We start from the raw sequence: 18,995 nt of genomic DNA, 5'->3' as shown, positions 1-18,995 counted from the left end.
TGCACTGTGACGGCTTGATCCGCTTATAGCATCATGTGGTCGTTTGGTGCGCACTCGCTCGGTCGGGTGGCCGACCGGGCGGCCGTCGACCGGACCGGCCATTGCGGTCGGTGGTCAACTCCCCGTAGAACACCGGCCATGAGAAAACGGATCGTCATGTCCATGCTCGCCGGAGCGACCCTCCTGGCGAGCGCGCTCCTCGGTACGGGGGCTCCCGCCGCCCGCGCCGCCGACGTCCCGGCCGAGTTCGGCACCGACTGGCACGACCCGGTGACCGCGGCCCCGCCGGTCTCCGTGCCCAAGGGCGCCAAGTCCTGCCAAGTCACCCTGGCCGAGGCCCAGTTCCGCGACTTCACCCCGTATCGGGGAACGTACACGCCCCCGCAGGGCTGCGGCGGCCGCTGGAGCAAGGTCGTCCTCAGGCTGGACGGCAAGGTGAAGGGCCGTCAGTACGACCGACTGGGCTATCTGCACGTCGGCGGCGTCGAGGTGCTGCGCACCTCCACCCCCGAGCCCTCGCCGGACGGCATCGAGTGGCACGTGGAGAAGGACGTCACCCGCTACAGCGACACCTTCCGCTCCACCCAGGACGTCGAGATGCTCATCGGCAACGTTGTCGACGACACCTACACCGGCGTCATCGACGTCAAGGCCACCCTCACCTTCTACGCGGGACGACCCGAGGCCTCGGTCCCCGACAAGGTGCTCACCCTGGCCGGCGACGGCACCACCCTCACCACCCCGACCAACAGCGAACGCATCGTCGCCGAGGTGTACGCCACCGGATCCGGCGGCGGCTGCGAGGAGTTCTGGTACCTGACCGTGGCCGACCCGGCGTCCTACTCCTGCAAGGCGGACAAGGGGCCCTACCGGGAGGTGCAGATCAAGGTCGACGGCCAACTGGCCGGGATCGCCGCGCCGTTCCCGAACGTGTGGACCGGCGGCTGGTCCAACCCGTTCCTCTGGTACGTCGTTCCGGCCCCACGCGCCTTCGACGTCAAGCCGATCGAATACGACCTGACGCCGTTCGCCGGGCTCCTGAACGACGGCCGCCCGCACAGCGTCGAGGTCTCGGTCGCCGGCGTGCCCGAGGGGCAGTCCGGCTGGAGCGCCCCCGTGAACGTCCTGGTGTGGCAGGACGCCCACCGGGCCCACGTGACCGGGAAGGTCACCGAGGTCAAGGCCTCCGAACCGGCCAACTCCTCGGTCTACACGCCCGGTTCCGGCGAGTACCGGGTCGACACCGACGCCGGGCACCGGCTCACCGTCTCCGGATACGTCGACACCTCGCACGGCCGGGTGACCACCACGGTCGGCCGGACGCTGGCCAACACCTCCGTCCACCGCTGGAACGACGGCGAGACGACCGACGCGCTCGACGCCACCTGGACCGACGACCAGACCGTCACGGTGAAGGCGGGCGGAGCGCCCCGGACGACCCGTACCGACCGGACGTACACCATGGCCGGCGCCATCACCGTCGGCACGGACGACCGGCTGCGCACCGTCCTCACCCTCGGGGACCGGGCGGCGGTGACCGAGACGCGCGGCGGCCGGCGCACCGGCTGGTCACGGCTCGACGACACCTACAGCGGCGACGCGACGTACACCCTGAACGTGCCCCGCGACCAGCGGCACGCGGTCGGCACGTCGAGCGAGCGCTACCGGCTGTACGGCTCGGACGGCTGCTACGACCGCTCGCTGGCCACCGAGCAGGGGGTGCTGACGGTGGATCGCAGCGGCTGCTGAGCCGTGTTGTGTGCGATGCGTCACTCGGCCCGTGATTTACACGGCTGTGACACCGCGGTCTCGGACGGGATCAAGAAGACCTCCAGAGTGATCGATGCGGAAGCTGATTTCCGCATCGCAGAAGTCCCGCTCGGCTTCTGCGCATCGGTTCCCCCCACTAGGAGTGCCCGTGCCGCCGTCCGTCCCGTCCCTGCCGCGACGCGTCGCACGCATGCTGCGTACCTCTCTCTTCGCGCAGGTCGCCTGTGCGCTCGTGCTCGGAATCGTCGTCGGGCGGTTGTGGCCCGGTTTCGCCTCGGACCTTCAGCCGCTCGGCGACGGTTTCACCCGGCTCATCAAGACGATCATCTCCCCGCTGGTGTTCTGCGTGGTCGTCGTCGGCATCGCCAAGGCCGGTGACCTGAAGGCCTTCGGGCGGATCGGGCTCAAGGCGCTGATCTGGTTCGAGGTGGCGAGCACGCTCGCGCTGGTCATCGGACTCGTCGCCGCCAACGTCGTCCAGCCCGGTTCCGGGATGCACGTCGACCCGGCCACCCTGAGCGCCAAGGCGGTCGACGCGAAGACGGGCGGCGGCTCGCTGCCCTCGACGACCGAGTTCGTGCTCAACGCCCTGCCCACCAGTTTCATAGGCGCCTTCGCCGAGAACTCCCTGCTCCAGGTGCTCGTCCTGGCCTGCCTGGTGGGCGCGGCGCTGCTCCACCTCGGGAACACCAGGGTGCCGCAGGTGCTGCCGGCCATCGAGCAGGCCCAGGAGATCATCTTCGCGATCGTCGGCTTCGTGATGCGCCTCGCCCCGATCGCCGTCTTCGGCGCGATGGCCGTCCTGATCGGCCAGTACGGACTCGGGGTCATCGAGACCTACGCCAAGCTGATCGTCCTGTGCTACGCGGCCGCCGCGCTCTTCGTCGCCCTGCTGGCGGTCGCCCTGAAGGCGCTGACCGGGCTCAGTCTCTGGAAGTTCGTCCGCTACATCCGCGAGGAGCTGCTGCTCGCGCTGGGCACCGCGTCCACGGAGTCGGTACTGCCGCGCGTCATGCAGAAGCTGCGCAAGGCGGGTGCCCGGGACGACGCGGTCGGCCTGGTGCTGCCCACCGGCTACTCCTTCAACCTCGACGGTGCCTCGCTCTACCTCTCCATCGGCACCCTGTTCATCGCCCAGGCAGTGGGCGTCGACCTGAGCCTCGGTCAGCAGATCACCGTCGTCCTGGTGCTGATGCTCACCAGCAAGGGCATGGCCGGCATCCCCGGTTCGGCCTTCCTCGCGCTGTCCGCGACCGCCTCCTCGCTCGGGGCCATCCCCGCCGGTGCCGTCGCCCTGCTGCTCGGCGTCGACCGCATCATGGACTCGATGCGCGTCGTCACCAACCTGCTCGGCAACTGCGTCGCCGTCTTCGCGGTCTCCCGCTGGGAGGGCGCACTGGACGTGGCACGGGCCAAGCAGGTGCTGGGCGACACGACAGAGGCGGTGCGGGGGGAGGCCGTCGAGGCGGAGCGGGAGGATGCCGCCGAGGCGGTGCAGGAGGGTGCCGCCGAGGCGCCGGCCAAGGAGCCGGTGTCCGAGAGCTGAAGCCGGCCGTGAGGCGGGAAGCGGCTCCCTCCGCAGCGGAGGGAGCCGCTTCGGCATGTCTCAGCAGTGCTTCGCCGGCACCGGCCCGTCGATGAGGGTGTCCAGCAGGCCGCCCAGTACCTCCCGCTGCTCCTCCGACAGCGGGGCCAGGATCTCCTCGGCCGCCGACCTCCGCGCCGCCCGCAGCTCGCGCAGGGTCTCGCGCCCCTCGTCCGTGATCTCGATCCGGGTGACCCTGCGGTTCGTCGGATCCGGCACCCGGCACACCTTGCCGCTCGCCTCCAGGCCGTCGACGAGCGTCGTCACCGCGCGCGGCACCACCTCCAGGCGTGCGGCGAGGTCGGCCATGCGCGGGGGAGCGTCGTAGTGCGCGAGGGTGCGCAGCAGCCGAGACTGGGCCGGGGTGACGCCCAGTTCGTGTGCTTCCAGATGGCGCTTCTGGATGCGCCAGACCCGGCGCGTGAGGCGTAGCAACTGCTCGGCGAGCGGGCCGTCGGAGTCGGGGGTGCTCATACGGGAACAATATCAGGACCATGTTCATTGTGAGTATAGGTAACAGTGAGCTATCCTCCGTGAGTCCGTACACACCACACCCATCCGCAGGAGCCATGCCCCGAGACGAGATCAACTGGACCCCCGACGGCGCCTCGGCAGACCAGCCCCGCCAGGTACGCCGCATCCTCAAGCTCTTCCGTCCCTACCGCGGCCGGCTCGCGATCGTCGGCCTGCTGGTCGGCGCCGCGTCACTGGTCTCGGTCGCCACCCCGTTCCTCCTCAAGGCGACCCTCGACACCGCGATCCCCCAGGGCCGCACCGGACTGCTCAGCCTGCTCGCGCTGGGCATGATCCTCAGTGCCGTCCTGACCAGCGTCTTCGGTGTCCTGCAGACGCTGATATCCACCACCGTCGGCCAGCGCGTCATGCACGACCTGCGCACCGCCGTCTACGGCCGCCTGCAGCGCATGTCGCTCGCCTTCTTCACCCGCACCCGCACCGGCGAGGTGCAGTCCCGCATCGCCAACGACATCGGCGGCATGCAGGCCACCGTCACCTCGACGGCCACCTCCCTGGTCTCCAACCTGACCAGCGTCGTCGCCACCATCGTCGCGATGATCGCCCTCGACTGGCGGCTCACCATCGTCTCGATGGTCCTGCTCCCGCTCTTCGTGTGGATCAGCCGCCGGGTCGGCAACGAGCGCAAGAAGATCACCACCCAGCGCCAGAAGCAGATGGCCGCGATGGCCGCCACGGTCACCGAGTCGCTCTCCGTCAGCGGCATCCTGCTCGGCCGCACCATGGGCCGCGCCGACTCGCTGACCGCCTCCTTCGCCGACGAGTCCGAGCAACTGGTCGACCTGGAAGTGCGCTCCAACATGGCCGGCCGCTGGCGGATGGCCGTGATCACGATCGTGATGGCCGCGATGCCCGCCGTCATCTACTGGACCGCCGGCATGGCCCTCCAGATGGGCGGCCCGCAGATCTCGCTCGGCACCATCGTCGCCTTCGTCTCCCTCCAGCAGGGCCTGTTCCGCCCCGCCGTGAGCCTGCTCGCGACCGGCGTCCAGATCCAGACCTCCCTCGCGCTCTTCCAGCGCATCTTCGAGTACCTCGACCTGCCCATCGACATCACCGAACGGGACGAGCCGGTCCACCTCGACCGGGTGAAGGGCGAGGTCCGCTTCGAGGGCGTCGAGTTCCGTTACGACGACAAGGGCGGGGCCGTCCTCGACGGCATCGACATTACCGTGCCCGCCGGCACCGGCCTGGCGGTCGTCGGCCCGACCGGCGCCGGCAAGTCCACGCTCGGCTACCTGGTGCCGCGGCTCTACGACGTCACCGGCGGCCGGGTCACCCTGGACGGCGTCGACGTCCGCGACCTCGACTTCGACACCCTCGCCCGCGCGGTCGGCGTCGTCTCCCAGGAGACGTACCTCTTCCACGCCTCGGTCGCCGACAACCTGCGCTTCGCCAAGCCGGACGCCACCGACGAGGAACTGCACGCGGCCGCCCGCGCGGCCCAGATCCACGACCACATCGCCTCGCTGCCCGACGGCTACGACACCGTCGTCGGCGAACGCGGACACCGCTTCTCGGGCGGCGAGAAGCAGCGGCTGGCCATCGCGCGCACCATCCTGCGCGACCCGCCGGTCCTCATCCTCGACGAGGCGACCAGTGCCCTGGACACCCGCACCGAACACGCGGTCCAGGACGCCATCGACGCACTGTCGGCCAACCGGACGACGATCACCATCGCCCACCGGCTGTCCACGATCCAGGGCGCCGACCAGATCGTCGTCCTCGACTCCGGGCAGGTCGCCGAGCGTGGCACGCACGAGGAACTGCTGGAACTCGACGGCCGGTACGCGGCACTGGTACGCCGGGACGCCAGGCTGGAGACGGCGGCGGAGCCGTCGGTCGAGCCGGTCGCGACCGACGGCGAGGCGACCCGGTGGGAGGCGGCCCCGCGACCCGTGCGCAGGCGGGGCGACCGAGGGCGCAGGCACGCGACACCGCCGACGAGCTGAGGCCCGCGGCCGAAGCCGACCGGGGCCTGCCCGACCCACCGATGGACGCTGCTCCACCCCGGTTGATCCATCAAAACTGACAAATCGAGGTCGACAAGCAGAAGATATGTCGGGTTTGTGACGTTATGCGGGCTAACGTGCCCGCATGCACATGAACACTCCGCCACGGGACCCCGGCCGACGGACGGCTGCGGGCCGAGGCGTCTCGAGCCGCGGAACGACGAGGCGAGGGAAGGCGATCCGGCTGACCCGCCGCGGCAGGATCGTCCTCGGCGTGACCGGCGCCGTCGTCGCCGGCGCCGCGGTGGCGGTGCCCCTGCTGTCCCTGGCCGGCCGCTCGGCCGCATCCGCCGCCCTGGTCGTCCCGGAGGGCTGGCGCGCGTCGCAGATCTACGACGCGGTCGACAAGGCCCTCGCCCTCCCGGCCGGCAGTACCAAGAATTCCGTCGGCACCGCGGGACTGAAACTCCCCGGCGACGCCGGGGGCAACCCGGAGGGCTACCTCTTCCCGGCCACCTATCCCCTGGAGAAGGACGCGACCCCGCAGTCGGTGCTGCGGTTCATGGTCGACACCGCCAACCGGCGGTTCGGCGGGGCGCCCGTCGCGGCCGGCGCGCAGCGCGACGCGATGAACGGCTACCAGGCGGTGACCATCGCGAGCATCGTCCAGGCCGAGGCCGTCGGCAAGGCCGACATGGCGAAGGTGGCGCGGGTCGTCTTCAACCGGCTGCAGCGCGGCATGCCGCTCCAGATGGACTCCACCCTCAACTACGCCCTCAACCGCAGCACCCTCAACACCACGGTGAGCGACACCCGCGTCGAGAACCCGTACAACTCCTACCAGCGCATGGGACTGCCGCCCACGCCGATCGACAACCCGGGCGTGGAGGCGATGCATGCCGCGCTCAACCCGGCGCCGGGCAACTGGCTGTACTTCGTCACGGTCAAGCCCGGGGACACGCGGTTCACCGCCGACTACGCCGAGCACCAGCGCAATGTCGCCGACTTCAACGCCGTACAGAACAGCAAGACCCGGCGGTCGCCGCAGCCCTCACAGTCGCCGCGCTGAGCCGCCGGTACGTCATGCGGCGGCCGGTTCCCCGGCCAGCAGCCGCCTGATGTCCCGCACGGCCTCGCGCCCCGCGCGGTTGGCGCCGACGGTGCTGGCCGACGGGCCGTAGCCGACGAGGTGGACGCGCGGGTCGGCGACCGCGCGGGTCCCGTCGATCCTGATCCCGCCGCCCGGCTCGCGCAGCCGCAGCGGCGCCAGATGGTCGAGGGCCGCCCGGAAACCGGTGGCCCAGAGGATGACGTCCGCGTCGACGTGCCGCCCGTCGTTCCATGCCACACCGTCGGGCGTGACACGGTCGAACATCGGCTGCCGGTCCAGGACCCCGTCCTTCAGGCCCTGCCGGATCGCGTCGTTGAGCGGGAGCCCGGTGACGGAGACCACACTCCGCGGCGGCAGTCCCTGCCGTACCCGCTCCTCCACCAGCGCCACCGCGGCCCGGCCCACGTTCTCGTCGAAGGGGCCCTCGCGGAAGACCGGCGGCCGCCGGGTGACCCAGGTGGTGGCGGCCGCGTACGGGGCGAGCTCCAGCAGGTGCTGGGTGCCGGAGGCCCCGCCGCCGACGACCACGACCCGCTGGCCGGCGAACTCCTCGGGCCCGGCGTACTGCGCGGTGTGCAACTGCCGCCCGCGGAAGGTCTCCTGGCCCTGGTAGCGCGGCCAGAACGGCCGGTCCCAGGTGCCGGTGGCGTTGATCAGCGCCCGCGTGGACCAGTCGCCCCGGTCGGTCTCCACGAGCAGCCGCCCGCCCTCGCCCTCGCGCACCGCGCGGACGTCGACGGGCCGGTGCACCCGCAGGTCGAAGGTGCGCTCGTAATCCGCGAAGTACTCGCCGATGACCTCGGCGGACGGCCGCACCGGGTCGGCCCCGGTCAGCTCCATGCCCGGGAGCGCGTGCATCCCGTGCACCTTGCCGTACGTCAGGGACGGCCACCGGAACTGCCAGGCACCGCCCGGCGCGGGGGAGTGGTCGAGCACCACGAAGTCGCGGTCCGGCTCGAAGCCGGTGCGCCGCAGATGATAGGCGCTGGACAGACCGGCCTGACCAGCGCCGATGACGACCACCTCGACCTCACGCACATTGTTCACGCTTCCACCAACAGCGGGGAGGGCCGTGGATCTTCCCGACCCGGCCGCTGACCTGCCTGCCCGGCGCATGGGCCACGATGGGGGCATGTCGGATGCCTTCACCACACGAGAACTCGATGTCGCCACCGGTAGCCGGGAGCGGGTCGTCGACCTGACCGGCGACTGCGAGGCCTTCCTCCGCGAGGCCGCGGCCGGCCGCGACGGCCTGCTGAACATCTTCACCCCGCACGCGACGGCCGGCATCGCGGTCATCGAGACCGGTGCGGGCAGCGACGACGACCTGCTGGCCGCCCTGCACACCCTGCTCCCCGCCGACGACCGCTGGCAGCACCGGCACGGCAGCCCCGGCCACGGCCGCGACCACGTCCTCCCGGCGATCGTCCCGCCGCACGCCACCCTCCCGGTGATCGACGGCCGCCTGGCACTGGGCACCTGGCAGTCGGTGTGCCTGGTCGACACGAACAGGGACAATCCGCAGCGAAAGGTGCGGATCACGTTCCTCGGGGGCTCCTGACCTGCCCGCCTCGCCGGGTCAGGGCACGGCGTCCAGCAGATCGAGGGCGCTCTGCTGGCGGGCGGCGTCCACCTGGTCGAGCGGCCCGTACCAGCGCAGCCCGTACTGGTCGAGGGCGTTGCGGTCGCTCGCGTGGGCGCGGTCCGCCTGGCGCTTGAGGTAGGCGGTGTAAGGGTGGTCCGGGAGAACTGAGTCGAGCTTGCCGAGGCCGCGTACGTCGGCGCCCTTGAAGGACGGGCCGTCGGCTCCGCAGTCGCCGCTCTCGCACGGATCGCGCAGGATGCCGTCGGAGGTGTGGAGCAGGGAGGTCGTGGTGGCGGCGTCGGCGATCTGCCGTGCGGTGGTGAGCAGTTGGCCGTCGCCCGTGGCCCGGTACAGCTCGGCGAGCGCGCCGAGGAGGACGCCCTGGTTGTACGACCAGACGGCCTGCCCGTTGTTGCCGCAGGTGGACAGGTCGATGCCGTCGTTGACCAGGTGCGAGCCGTTGACCATGCCGGTGCCCTGGAACCAGGACCAGCCGGCCCGGGCGCGGTCGAGGTATGCCGTGTCGCCGGGCACGCGGTTGTGGAGAGCCGAGTCGAGCTGGATGTAGAGGGAGTTGGCGATCGCGTTCTTGTACGTCCTCGCCGTGCTCCACCAGATCCCGCCGCCGCAGGTGGAGTCCCAGTAGGCGGCCATGTGGTCGGCGTCCGCGCGGGCCGTGGTCAGGTAGCGGCTGTCGCCGGTCAGGTCGTAGGCGGCGACCCAGGCGAGGCCCCACCAGCCGGTGTCGTCGAGGTAGTCGTTGCGGAACTGCCCGCCCTGGGCGTTGATGTTCAGGTCGTAGGTGCGGGCGATCGCGTACCGGTAACTGCCCATGCCCGTCACGCGGATGTTGTCGATGACGGCGGTCAGGGCGTTCGCGGAATTCCACCAGCCGGTGGTGTCGAACAGGCCGGTGCCGTAGTCGTAGAAGGTCATCAGGCCGGTGGCGGCGGCCGTGCGCGGCTCGCCCGCGTTCCAGGTGGTGCGGGCCCAGGGGGTGCACGCGATCTCGGCGCGGTCCCCGGCCTTTCCGCAGGCGCGCAGGGCGCCGACGCCGAGGTTGTTCCAGTCGTCCACGTTGTACATGAGCGTGCGCCAGCCGCGTTGGCCGGTGGGCACGCTGGTGTCGCCGAGCTTGCTGCCCGAACTCCAGGTGCGGCCGCCGTCGAAGGAGCGGTCGAGCCACACCTCGTCGCCCGGGCTGCCGTTGTCGATGGAGGCCCAGCCCATGGCGTCGGCGTCGTCGAAGTGCAGGACGATCGACCGGGAGTAGACGCCCGCCGTGACCGGAGTGCGGTCACCCGGGGAGAGCGCGGGGTCCCGGGTGTCGCAGTACACATTGCAGATGACGGCCGCCGCGCCGGTGTCGGCGGCGGCCGCCGGGGGTGTGAGGGGGGCGAGGACGGTGAACAGTGCCGGAGCGAGTGCCGCCGCCGTTCGGCGAAGAAGGGGGCGGCTGCTCGGTCTGCGCACGGAGGGCATGGGGCCTCCCTGCTTCGAGGGGCGGATGTGAGAGCGCTCTCGGAACGTAGGGAAGGGGCAGGGAGGCGTCAACGTCACTCGCGGGTACGGACGTTGCACTCAGGTCCGTACCAATGTGCACTCAGGTCTGCACTAAAGGGCACCCGCCAGCACCTCGGCGGCGGCCACCCCGGAGGCGGCCGTGGCGCCGTGCGTGAAGATCTGGGCGGCCGACGGGACGACGGTGCCCGGCAGGCCCATCTCCACGACGATCGCGTCGGGACGGGCGGCGACGAGTTCCGCGAGGGCCTGCGCCATCCACGCGTGCCGGGCGGCGTCGCGCACCACCACGACCAGGGGCCGTCCCGAGGCGGGTGCGAGCGCCCGAGCCTCCAGCGTGCCGGCGCTCGACAGCAGTTCATCGCGGCCCACCCGGACGGAGGTGGTCCCGGGCAGCCGTTCGCCCAGCGGGGCGGCCACGCCCCACGGGGTCTCGTTGCCGATGGCCAGGTTGGTGGTGGGCACCAGTTCGACCACGTGCGGTGCGTTGACCAGGGGCAGGGCGTGCCGGACCGCTCCGGTCAGCCGGATGGCGCGGCGGGCCGCCGCGAAGCCGATGCCGTCGGCGTCCCAGGCGGCGGTGCGGGCCGGGGTGAGACCCGCCGACCAGGCGGCGAACTCCCGGACGCGAAGGCCGGCTTCGGCGAGCCGCTCCTCCGGCAGGCCGCCCGCCAGGACGGCCTCCGCGAGGGCGTTCACGAGCAGGCCTGCGGTGGCCTCGTCGGCGTTCTCGCCGCCGACACAGACGGCGTCGGCACCGGCGGCGACGGCCCGGACCGTGGCCCCGCCGATCCCGTAACGGCTGGTCACGGCGCCCATCTCGATGGCGTCGGTGACGATGATGCCGTCGAACCCGAGCTCCTGACGCAGCAGTTCGTCCAGGATGCGCCGGCTCAGCGTCGCGGGCAGGTCGGGGTCGTAGGCGGGGACCAGCAGGTGGCCGCTCATCACCGCACGGACGCCCGCGTCGAGGGCGGTCCGGAACGGCGGCAGGGCCTGCTCGGCGATCCGGTCGCGGTCGGCGTCGTAGACGGGCAGCCCGTGGTGGGAGTCGACGGCCACGTCGCCGTGGCCGGGGAAGTGCTTGGCGCAGGCGGCGACGCCGGCCGACTGGAGTCCCCGGATCCAGGCCCCGGTGTGCCGCGCCACCACCTTGGCGTCGACGCCGAAGGACCTGACCCCGATGATCGGGTTGTCGGGGTTGGAGTTCACGTCCGCGCTGGGTGCGTAGTCGAGGCTCACACCGGCCGCGCGCAGCTGGCGGCCCAGGTCGGCGGCGACGGCCTCGGTGAGTTCGGTGTCGTCGACGGTTCCGAGTGCGAAGTTGCCCGGCCGGGTGGACCCGGTCGCCGACTCGATCCGGGTGACGTCACCCGCCTCCTCGTCGATCGCGATGATCAACTCGGGGTTCTCCGCGCGTAGTTGCCCGGTCAGACGGGCGACCTGTTCGGGCGTGGCGATGTTGCGGGAGAAGAGCACGACCGAGGCCAGCCCGTCCCCGATCTCGCGCAGCACCCACTCGGGGGCCTCGGTACCCACGAACCCCGGCTGCAGGACGGAGCGCGCCAGTCGTCGCAACTCCTCGCTGTGCTTGCTGGAGACCATAGCGTGCACCCTCCTGTTGGTACAGACCAATGCGTCTCCGTCAGCTAACCACCCGTGTCAAGTGGGCCCGGATCGTGCCCTGTTGGTGAAACGCGCCCTCAACTGCGGTGTTTGACAGGATGAGTTGGTCTAGTCCAAGTTGGAGGTACGCGAGTTCGAAGAGGGGCTGGTGTGGCCCGTGGTGCAGTGACCCTGCCGGAACGGTCCCCGTCCCTCACTCCGCGCAGTTGGCGACCCGGTCGGGCCGCCGGTACCTGAGATCGAGGTGTGGAGCACCGCATGCCCACGACTGACCGTTATCTCCATCGAGCCCCCTCGGACATCCCCTACTTCAGCTCGGACGGCGAGACCTACCTCGCCCAGACACCCCTGCGGGACCTGACGAAGACCCGCCCGCTGCGAGTCCTCTCCGAGGAGGACCTCGCCCACTGGCAGACGTACGGCTACGTGGTGGTGAAGCAGGCCATCCCCGCCGCCTCGGCCCGCGAACTGCTGGACTTCGCCTGGGAGTTCCAGGGGCTGGACCCCGAGCGCCCGGAGACCTGGTACGAGGAGCGCGAGTACCGCTCCGACCTCGACCGCGACCTGCACATCTACGGCTTCGTCGAGGCCTACCACCACCAGCTCATCTGGGACAGCCGCCAGAACCGCCGGGTCTACGACGCGTTCGTCGACGTCTGGGACTGCGAAGAACTCTGGGTGACGCTCGACCGGCTCAACCTCAACCCGCCCAACATCAAGAACCGCGACCGGGCCCTGATCCCGGGCACGGAAGAGGGCTTCGACATCGAGCTGCACTGGGACGTCGACACCACGCTCGGCGTACTGCCGCAGCGGGTCCAGGGGATCATCGCCCTGACCGACACCCGGCCCGAGCTCGGCGGCTTCCAGTGCTGCCCCGAGCTGTTCAAGCGCTTCGACCAGTGGAAGGCGTTCCAGCCGGACGACCGCGACCCGATCCGGCCCCGGATCGACCGCGCCGAGTTCCCCGTGGTCCGGCCGCAGCTCCAAGCCGGCGACCTGCTCATCTTCAACGGGCTGCTGGCGCACGGCGTGGCACCGAACACCTCCGAGCAGACGGTGCGCGCGGTCCAGTACCTGTCGATGATGCCGGCGCTGGAGTCCCACGACACGCTCCGGCGCTCCCGGGTCGAGTCCTGGCGCACCCTCGCCACGCCCGACTGGAACGCGACGCTGCTGGGCGACGCCACCCGCCACGAGTCCCTGCGGTACGGGAGGGCCACGCTCGACGACCTCGGCGCCAAGCTGCTGGGCCGCACGTCCTGGAGCGGGGCGGACCTCGACGGTGCAGCGTGGCCGGCCGGAGAAGAGACATGCGCCGAATCTGCCTGACCCTGCCGACGAACAGGCCCTGCACGGCCACGATCGCGGCCGTGGCCGAGGAAGCGGCCTACGCCGCCCGGCACTTCGACGTCGAGGTGCACCTCCTGATCCTGGACTCCTGCCCCGCACCGGCCTACGCGGAACACGCCGAGACCGTGCGCCGGATACCGGACGACCCGCGGATCGTCGTACACCACCTCGACGAGGTACGGCAGCGGGACTTCCTCCGGCGCGCGATCGACCGGTCCGCGGCCACGAAGCCCGACCTCCTGCTGGAGCTGATGCTCCCGGCCCGCCTCTCCTACGGCGCCTGCACCAACCGCGCCTTCCTGCTCGCCGCCGCGCTCGGCTGCGAGTCCGTGCACCGCAGGGACTCCGACAGCCGGTACCAGACCGTCGACGGCGAGCCGGTCTTCCCCGTCCACCACGAACTGCTGTCACTCGGCAGGCGCGCGGCCGACGCCGCCCCGCACGTCACCGAGACCGCGCTCGCCGCCGACCGCATGGACCGGCGGGTGGCGATGGTCGGCAGCTCCTTCGTCGGCGAACTGTCCGTGGACATCGGCGAGATACTCCGGATCGACCCCGGCGTGTACCACGACATGGTCGGTCTGTGGGCGCCCGTGGACTGGTCGCCCGAGCAGAAGCGGGAACTCGTCGAGGAGTCCTTCCGGGGCGCGGGCACGGACGCCTTCACCGCGGACCACTCGACACTCACCGTGGTCGACCCCATGCGCGTCGACATGTGCAACATCGCCTTCCACGGCGTGCACGAACGCGTGCCCCTGCCGCCGGCGACCGACACGATCGGCAGCGACTACTTCCTCCTCCACCTGGTCCACGACGCCGCGCTGCCGGGCGTCCTGCACAACCGGAACATCGTCAACTTCTATACCGGCGAACGACGTACCGACTCCGGGTTCGTCGCGTACCAGCTGCGCTTCGTCAAGTTCCTGCTGTCGATGCTCTACTTCAACTTCGTCTACGACCGCATGGCCGGGGCGGGTACGTCCTTGCTCGACGAACAGGGGCAGGTGCGCGCGGCCGCCGTGGCCCGGCTGGCGCGGGAGAGCGCGGGACTCGACCGGAGCGAGAACGTCCACCGGCTGGACGTCCTCGACGCCGCGTACCGCAAACTCGGCGGGCGGTACGCCGAGTTCGCCGACCTCCTGGAACGGCGCCGCGAACGCCTCCTCGACGAAGCGCGCGGCGACATCGAGGACTTCGCCCTGCTGACCGAGGCATGGGAGCCACTGGTCGGCGCCGCCCGCCGCACCTACGTACCCCGGACGCCCGGACGGCAGCGGTGACGGCGGTGACGGCGGCCACGGCCCATGCCTCCGGGCCCCTGCTCACCGCGCTGGCGGGCGCCACCGAGGACGGGATCTTCTTCGACCTGGCCGGGATCCGGCGCGGCTACGACACCCTGCGGCGCGAACTGCCCGGCGTCGACATCCGGTTCGCCATGAAGTCCTGCCCCGTGGACGAGATCCTCGCCTGTCTCGCGAGCGAGGGCGCGGGCGTCGACGGGGCGAGCCCCCGCGAACTGGAGCAGGCGCTGCGCGCGGGCGTCCCGGTCGGCAGGACGCACTACGGCAACACCGTCAAGTCCGACCGGGACATCGCCGACGCCCACCGCCTCGGCGTGCGGGACTTCGCGACCGACAGCCTCGAGGACCTGGCGGCGGTCGCGGCCCACGCCCCGGGAGCCCGCGTGTTCTGCAGGCTCGCGACGAGCGGCGACGGGGCGCTGTGGGGACTGAGCCACAAGTTCGGCTGCTCGCCCGCGGACGCGGTACGGATCCTGGAGACGGCCCGCGAGACGGGCCTGACGCCCTCCGGTCTGTCCGTGCACGTCGGCTCCCAGCAGATGACGGCCGACGCCTGGCACAGCGCCGTCGAGTGTCTGGCGGACGTCCTGACCGCCCTGGGCCGGCGTGGCATCGTCCTGGACCACGTCAACCTCGGCGGCGGTCTGCCCGCCCTGGGCTACCTCGACCGGCACGGCCTGCCCCTGGAACCCCCGCTGGACAAGATCTTCGCCGTCATCCGCGAGGGCATGCGCCACCTCAGGAAGGTCCACGGCGAGCACCTCGCGTTCGTCATGGAGCCCGGGCGCCACCTCGTCGCCGACCACGGCGCCATCCGTGCCCGTGTCACCCGCCTCGCCGAGCGGCGCGGACCGGACGGCGAGCGGCAGCACTGGCTCTACCTCAGCTGCGGCAAGTTCAACGGCCTGTACGAGATGGACGCGCTGCAGTACCCGCTCGTCTTCCCCACCCACCCCGACGCCGACCACGTCCCCGCCGTCGTCGCGGGTCCCACCTGCGACAGCGACGACGCCTACCCCCAGGGACACGCCCTCGTCCAGGTCCCGCGGGAGCTGGCGTCCGGCGATCCCGTCTGGGTGCTCGCCGCGGGCGCCTACGCGATCAGCTACACGACCCAGGGCTTCAACGGCTTCGCCCCGCTCCCGTACACCTGCGTCGACGGAGGCCGTCCGTGAGCGGCGACGGCGTACGCGTACGCCACATCACCGACGCCGACTGGGACGCCATCGCCGCGATGGAGTCCCGGGCCTATGCGGAACTCGGCCTCTCGGAGGACCTCGCGGCCCTGAGGTCCAGGGCGGACGCCTCGCCGGAAACCTGCTTCGTCCTGGACGTCGGCCCGCAGCCGGCCGGGTACGTGCTGGCGCTGCCGTACCCGCCCTTCGGATACCCGGACCTCGAACGGGCCGAGGAGTCCCCGGACTTCGCGCGCCACCCACGCAATCTGCATCTGCACGACATCGTGGTCGCGGAACGGCTGCGCGGCAGGGGACTGGGGCAGCGGCTTCTCAACCACCTCACCCTGACCGCCGGTTCACGCGGATTCGAACGGATCTCGTTGATCGCCGTCGGCCGCAGCGAGCCGTTCTGGTCGGCACGCGGGTTCACCGCGTACCCGGGGATCTCCCCGGACGGATACGGCGCGAACGCCGTCTACATGTCCCGAGCGACGGCCGAGTCGACGAAGCGAGATGATGTGCGTGTTCCCTGTCCGTGATTCCCTCCGCGGTTCCCTCCGTGATCCCTTCCGCCGCAGCCAGTTGGCCATCGCCGCACTGTTCTGCTCCCTCGGCTTCCAGTACGCCACCTGGGCCGCGAGGATTCCCGCCATCAAGGCGGACCTCGGGCTGACCGCGGCCGAGGTGGGGGTACTGCTGATGGCGGCCGGCATCGGCGCCGTGGCGTCGTTCCCGCTGGTGCCGGTGCTCATGAAACGGCTGGGCTCCGCCCGGCTGGCACTGCTGTCGGCCGTCTGCCTGACCCTGCTGCTCCTGGCCCTCGCCCTGGCCCCGGACTACCCGGTCGCCCTGCTCGTCATGGTGGCGGACGGCGTGTGCGTGGGGTGCCTGAACGTGGCCATGAACGCCCAGGGCACGGCCCTGGAGACCCGGTACGCACGCAACACCATGGCCAGACTGCACGCGACGTTCAGCGCCGGCTCCCTGCTCGCCGCGCTCGTCGCCTCCGGCATGAACGCGGCCACCTCCTCCGTCACCGCGCACTTCGGCGTGGCCGCCGCCGTCCTCGTCCTGTTGACGGCACTGGCCCGCTCCGGCCTGCTCGAGGACGAGGCTCCTGCGGCGGAGAAGCCGAGCAGGAGCCGCGCCGGATGGAGCCTGCCCTCCCGGGTGACGCTCTGGATGTGCTGCGCCATGGCGTTCGGCACGGTGACCGAGGGCGCCATGAACGACTGGTCCGCCCTCTATCTGCGAGAAGTCGTCAAGTCGACGGCGGAGTTGGCGCCTATGGGCATCGCCGTGTTCTCCGGCATGATGGTGCTGGCCCGCCTCTTCGCCGACGGCTGGCGCAGCCGCTGGGGCGACGGGCGCGTCGTTCTGCTCGGCAGCGCCCTGGCCGCCGCCGGGCTGGCCTTCGCCCTGCTGAGCGGGGGAGTGGCGGCGGCGCTGGTCGGGTTCGCCTGCGTCGGACTGGGCTGTGCGGCCGTGACCCCGTGCGTCTACGTCGCCGCGGCGAAACAGGGCTCGCAGGCGCTGGCGCTGGTCGCGGCCATGGGCACGACGGGCCTGCTGGCCGGGCCGCCGCTCATCGGATTCGTGGCGAGTTCGAGCAGCCTGGTGTGGGGCCTCGGCGTGGTCGCGGCGGCGGCTGTCGTGGTGTCCCTGTGCAGCACGCGGATCCAGTGGACACCGGCGAGCGGCTGACCGGTGAAGATGCCGGTGCCGGTGGAGAGGCCGGTGCCGGCACCGGCATCCGCACCGGTCACCAAGGTCTCCACCGTCGCGAGGGTCACGCGGGTTTGCGCCACACCGAGATGTGCTTCGTGGAGTCGTGGGTGAACGGGGAGCCGTCCCAGTCGGCCACCCGGCGCTCCAGCGCGAGGCCCGCGATCCGGGCCATCAGGTCCAGTTCCGCGGGCCACGCGTACCGGTGCCGGGAGGCGTCCCGGCGGTAGCGGCCGTCATCGCCTTCGCGGGTCAGATGGTGCGAGACGAGGATCTGTTCGACCAGGTCGAAGGTGTCGAAGCCGAGGTGCCCCTCGGAGACGTCGAACGGCACCGCGACCTGACCCGGGGGCAGCAACCGCAGCGGTGGTACGCCGAGTTCGATCACGAACCGGCCGCCGGGGCACAGATGCCGGGCCGCGTTGCGGAAGCACTCGACCTGCTCGTCCTGGGTGAGCAGGTTCGAGATCGTGTTGTAGACGAGATAGACCAGGGCGAACTCGCCGGGCACGGTGGCCGACGCCATGTCCCCGATCACGACCGGCAGGGTCTCCTCGTCGGTCTTCCGCCGCAGGACCGCCACCATGTGCTCGGAGAACTCGATGCCCGCCACGGGCACCCCGCGCTCCCTGAGCGGTACACCGACCCGCCCGGTACCGATGGCGAACTCCAACGCACGGCCGTCTCCGGCGAGTTCGGCGAGAAAGCCGACGGTCGGACCGAGTACGGCGGCCGAGGACATGTCGTTCTCCTCGGCGTCGTAGCGGTCGGCTTCGGCCTGGCTCCACAGTTCACTGCTCGTCACGAGCGGTCACTGTGCCGGGTGTACGACGACACCGTCCACGGGTTTTCCCGGCCGTCGGCCTCCGGTCCCATGCCTGCCCGCGCCTGGTCGGGCGTCGGCACCAGGCCCAGTCGCTGGGCGCGCAGCACGGTGCTGATGCGGTCGCGGGTGCCGAGCTTGCGGTAGATGTTCTCGACGTGCTTGTGCACCGTGCGCGCCGAGATGCCCAGCCGGCGGCCGATCGCGTCGGCGGTCAGGGCATCGGTCAGCAGGAGGAGGACGGTGAGTTCCCGAGGCGTCAGCGCACACTCCGCCGCGCTCGCCTCCGGCTCGCCGGCCGCCGCGGACAGCCGGCGCCACTGCTCCAGGAGCCGGCGCTGCTGCTCGACGGCGGCCAGCAGCGGTTGCGCGCGCTCGGCGATCCGCACCTGGTCGTCGGTGAAGTCCGCGCCGGAGCGGTAGACGAGACAGCCCGTGATCGGCGCGACCGTACCCGGCAGCGGGAGCGCCAGCACCTGGTCCAGGTCCAGGCCGTCACCGAGCACCCGCGCGGTCTCGCTCACCGGCCAGGCACGGCCCGCGAGCCGACGGGCCGTGACCGGTGCACGGCCGAGCCCGGCCGCGTAGTGGAGGGCGAACGGGTAGCCCGAGCGCAGCACCCCCAGTGACTCGTCGCCGAGCCTGCCCAGCGCGGCGGCGGCCGCGGGCGACATCCCGAGGGTGCCCTTGCCCTCGCTCCAGTCGTCCAGTTTGTAGATCAGCGTCTCCCCGCCGCACAGAGCGGTCACCGCGTCGGCGAGCAGCGGCCAGAGCCGTTCGGGCTCGCGTTCGTTGAGCGCGGCCACGGCCAGTTCGGCAAGGCGTTCATAGGCCCTGTCCAGCCCGTCTGACACGTGTTCCTCTCCGGTCGTTCCCTACGCAGTTATACGCATACCCACGCAACGGCGGGGTGCCGCATGCTTCAACCACG

Annotated in this window: 16 protein-coding genes; 10 read left to right on the top strand and 6 right to left on the bottom strand. The window is 71.3% G+C overall.

Annotated elements, in window-relative coordinates; all coding sequences use genetic code 11:
* The first annotated feature begins 138 nt into the window (after positions 1–138).
* Both ACFWPQ_RS02475 and ACFWPQ_RS02470 read left to right on the top strand, forming a co-directional pair.
* Positions 139–1,749, top strand: a complete 1,611-nt coding sequence (locus tag ACFWPQ_RS02475; protein WP_384029136.1) for a peptide-N4-asparagine amidase — start codon at positions 139–141, stop codon at positions 1,747–1,749.
* A gap of 169 nt (positions 1,750–1,918) precedes the next feature.
* Positions 1,919–3,316 carry a cation:dicarboxylate symporter family transporter gene (locus tag ACFWPQ_RS02470; protein ID WP_384029134.1) on the top strand — a complete coding sequence of 466 codons (1,398 nt, stop codon included), beginning with the start codon at positions 1,919–1,921 and terminating at the stop codon, positions 3,314–3,316.
* Positions 3,317–3,376: 60 nt separating this feature from the next.
* On the opposite strand, the gene ACFWPQ_RS02465 is transcribed toward ACFWPQ_RS02470, so the two are convergent.
* Entirely contained in the window at positions 3,377–3,829 is a 453-nt protein-coding gene (locus tag ACFWPQ_RS02465; RefSeq protein WP_384029132.1) for a MarR family winged helix-turn-helix transcriptional regulator, read from the bottom strand.
* A 95-nt stretch (positions 3,830–3,924) separates the two neighbouring features.
* Between ACFWPQ_RS02465 and ACFWPQ_RS02460 the strand changes: the two genes are divergently transcribed.
* Positions 3,925–5,841, top strand: a complete 1,917-nt coding sequence (locus ACFWPQ_RS02460) for an ABC transporter ATP-binding protein (protein ID WP_384029130.1) — start codon at positions 3,925–3,927, stop codon at positions 5,839–5,841.
* Positions 5,842–5,986: 145 nt separating this feature from the next.
* Positions 5,987–6,910 (top strand): endolytic transglycosylase MltG, encoded by a 924-nt coding sequence (gene mltG / locus ACFWPQ_RS02455; protein WP_384029128.1) that lies wholly within the window; start codon positions 5,987–5,989, stop codon positions 6,908–6,910.
* A 12-nt stretch (positions 6,911–6,922) separates the two neighbouring features.
* On the opposite strand, the gene ACFWPQ_RS02450 is transcribed toward mltG, so the two are convergent.
* A complete protein-coding gene (locus ACFWPQ_RS02450) occupies positions 6,923–7,999 on the bottom strand; it encodes an NAD(P)-binding domain-containing protein (protein ID WP_384029126.1) in 1,077 nt (358 codons plus the stop codon).
* Positions 8,000–8,084: 85 nt separating this feature from the next.
* On the opposite strand from ACFWPQ_RS02450, the gene ACFWPQ_RS02445 reads away from it, so the two are divergent.
* On the top strand, positions 8,085–8,513 hold the full coding sequence (locus ACFWPQ_RS02445) for a secondary thiamine-phosphate synthase enzyme YjbQ (RefSeq protein WP_384029124.1): 429 nt from the start codon (positions 8,085–8,087) through the stop codon (positions 8,511–8,513).
* Positions 8,514–8,531: 18 nt separating this feature from the next.
* Here ACFWPQ_RS02445 and ACFWPQ_RS02440 read toward each other — a convergent pair whose 3' ends face one another.
* Both ACFWPQ_RS02440 and ACFWPQ_RS02435 read right to left on the bottom strand, forming a co-directional pair.
* Positions 8,532–10,019 carry a glycoside hydrolase family 76 protein gene (locus tag ACFWPQ_RS02440; protein ID WP_384029122.1) on the bottom strand — a complete coding sequence of 496 codons (1,488 nt, stop codon included), beginning with the start codon at positions 10,017–10,019 and terminating at the stop codon, positions 8,532–8,534.
* Between the two features lie 132 nt (positions 10,020–10,151).
* The gene (locus ACFWPQ_RS02435) at positions 10,152–11,663 is read right to left on the bottom strand and encodes a glycoside hydrolase family 3 protein (RefSeq protein WP_384029120.1); all 1,512 of its coding nucleotides are present in this window, start codon (positions 11,661–11,663) and stop codon (positions 10,152–10,154) included.
* A gap of 279 nt (positions 11,664–11,942) precedes the next feature.
* Here ACFWPQ_RS02435 and ACFWPQ_RS02430 point away from each other — a divergent pair, with 279 nt between their 5' ends.
* The 5 genes from ACFWPQ_RS02430 to ACFWPQ_RS02410 are packed head-to-tail and all read left to right on the top strand — an operon-like array spanning position 11,943 to position 17,220.
* Positions 11,943–13,016 carry a phytanoyl-CoA dioxygenase family protein gene (locus ACFWPQ_RS02430; RefSeq protein ID WP_384029118.1) on the top strand — a complete coding sequence of 358 codons (1,074 nt, stop codon included), beginning with the start codon at positions 11,943–11,945 and terminating at the stop codon, positions 13,014–13,016.
* Positions 12,998–14,317, top strand: coding sequence for a DUF6271 family protein (locus ACFWPQ_RS02425; protein WP_384029116.1), 1,320 nt, complete (start codon positions 12,998–13,000; stop codon positions 14,315–14,317). The genes ACFWPQ_RS02430 and ACFWPQ_RS02425 overlap by 19 nt, the downstream gene beginning before the upstream one ends.
* Positions 14,314–15,513 carry a type III PLP-dependent enzyme gene (locus ACFWPQ_RS02420; RefSeq protein WP_384029114.1) on the top strand — a complete coding sequence of 400 codons (1,200 nt, stop codon included), beginning with the start codon at positions 14,314–14,316 and terminating at the stop codon, positions 15,511–15,513. Before ACFWPQ_RS02425 ends, ACFWPQ_RS02420 begins: the two co-directional genes overlap by 4 nt.
* Complete coding sequence (locus ACFWPQ_RS02415; protein WP_384029112.1) at positions 15,510–16,055, top strand: GNAT family N-acetyltransferase; 546 nt, start codon at positions 15,510–15,512, stop codon at positions 16,053–16,055. Before ACFWPQ_RS02420 ends, ACFWPQ_RS02415 begins: the two co-directional genes overlap by 4 nt.
* Positions 16,039–17,220, top strand: a complete 1,182-nt coding sequence (locus ACFWPQ_RS02410) for an MFS transporter (protein WP_384029110.1) — start codon at positions 16,039–16,041, stop codon at positions 17,218–17,220. Before ACFWPQ_RS02415 ends, ACFWPQ_RS02410 begins: the two co-directional genes overlap by 17 nt.
* Positions 17,221–17,305: 85 nt before the next feature.
* Here the strand turns inward: ACFWPQ_RS02410 and ACFWPQ_RS02405 are convergent, their stop codons facing one another.
* Both ACFWPQ_RS02405 and ACFWPQ_RS02400 read right to left on the bottom strand, forming a co-directional pair.
* On the bottom strand, positions 17,306–18,046 hold the full coding sequence (locus ACFWPQ_RS02405) for a class I SAM-dependent DNA methyltransferase (protein WP_384029108.1): 741 nt from the start codon (positions 18,044–18,046) through the stop codon (positions 17,306–17,308).
* Positions 18,043–18,918, bottom strand: coding sequence for a LuxR C-terminal-related transcriptional regulator (locus ACFWPQ_RS02400; protein ID WP_384029106.1), 876 nt, complete (start codon positions 18,916–18,918; stop codon positions 18,043–18,045). Before ACFWPQ_RS02400 ends, ACFWPQ_RS02405 begins: the two co-directional genes overlap by 4 nt.
* Positions 18,919–18,995 lie beyond the last annotated feature (77 nt).

Origin of the sequence: Streptomyces sp. NPDC058464 (assembly GCF_042721035.1) — a bacterium.
Classification (GTDB): domain Bacteria; phylum Actinomycetota; class Actinomycetes; order Streptomycetales; family Streptomycetaceae; genus Streptomyces.
Note: the sequence above shows the minus strand (reverse complement) of the source record. Positions and strands in the feature narration are given on the sequence as shown.

Coding starts and splice junctions, on each gene's coding strand:
- ACFWPQ_RS02475 (WP_384029136.1), top strand. CDS start 139: ATGAGAAAACGGATCGTCATGTCCATGCTCGCCGGAGCGACCCTCCTG.
- ACFWPQ_RS02465 (WP_384029132.1), bottom strand. CDS start 3,829: ATGAGCACCCCCGACTCCGACGGCCCGCTCGCCGAGCAGTTGCTACGC.
- ACFWPQ_RS02460 (WP_384029130.1), top strand. CDS start 3,925: ATGCCCCGAGACGAGATCAACTGGACCCCCGACGGCGCCTCGGCAGAC.
- mltG (WP_384029128.1), top strand. CDS start 5,987: ATGCACATGAACACTCCGCCACGGGACCCCGGCCGACGGACGGCTGCG.
- ACFWPQ_RS02445 (WP_384029124.1), top strand. CDS start 8,085: ATGTCGGATGCCTTCACCACACGAGAACTCGATGTCGCCACCGGTAGC.
- ACFWPQ_RS02440 (WP_384029122.1), bottom strand. CDS start 10,019: ATGCCCTCCGTGCGCAGACCGAGCAGCCGCCCCCTTCTTCGCCGAACG.
- ACFWPQ_RS02435 (WP_384029120.1), bottom strand. CDS start 11,663: ATGGTCTCCAGCAAGCACAGCGAGGAGTTGCGACGACTGGCGCGCTCC.
- ACFWPQ_RS02430 (WP_384029118.1), top strand. CDS start 11,943: ATGCCCACGACTGACCGTTATCTCCATCGAGCCCCCTCGGACATCCCC.
- ACFWPQ_RS02425 (WP_384029116.1), top strand. CDS start 12,998: ATGCGCCGAATCTGCCTGACCCTGCCGACGAACAGGCCCTGCACGGCC.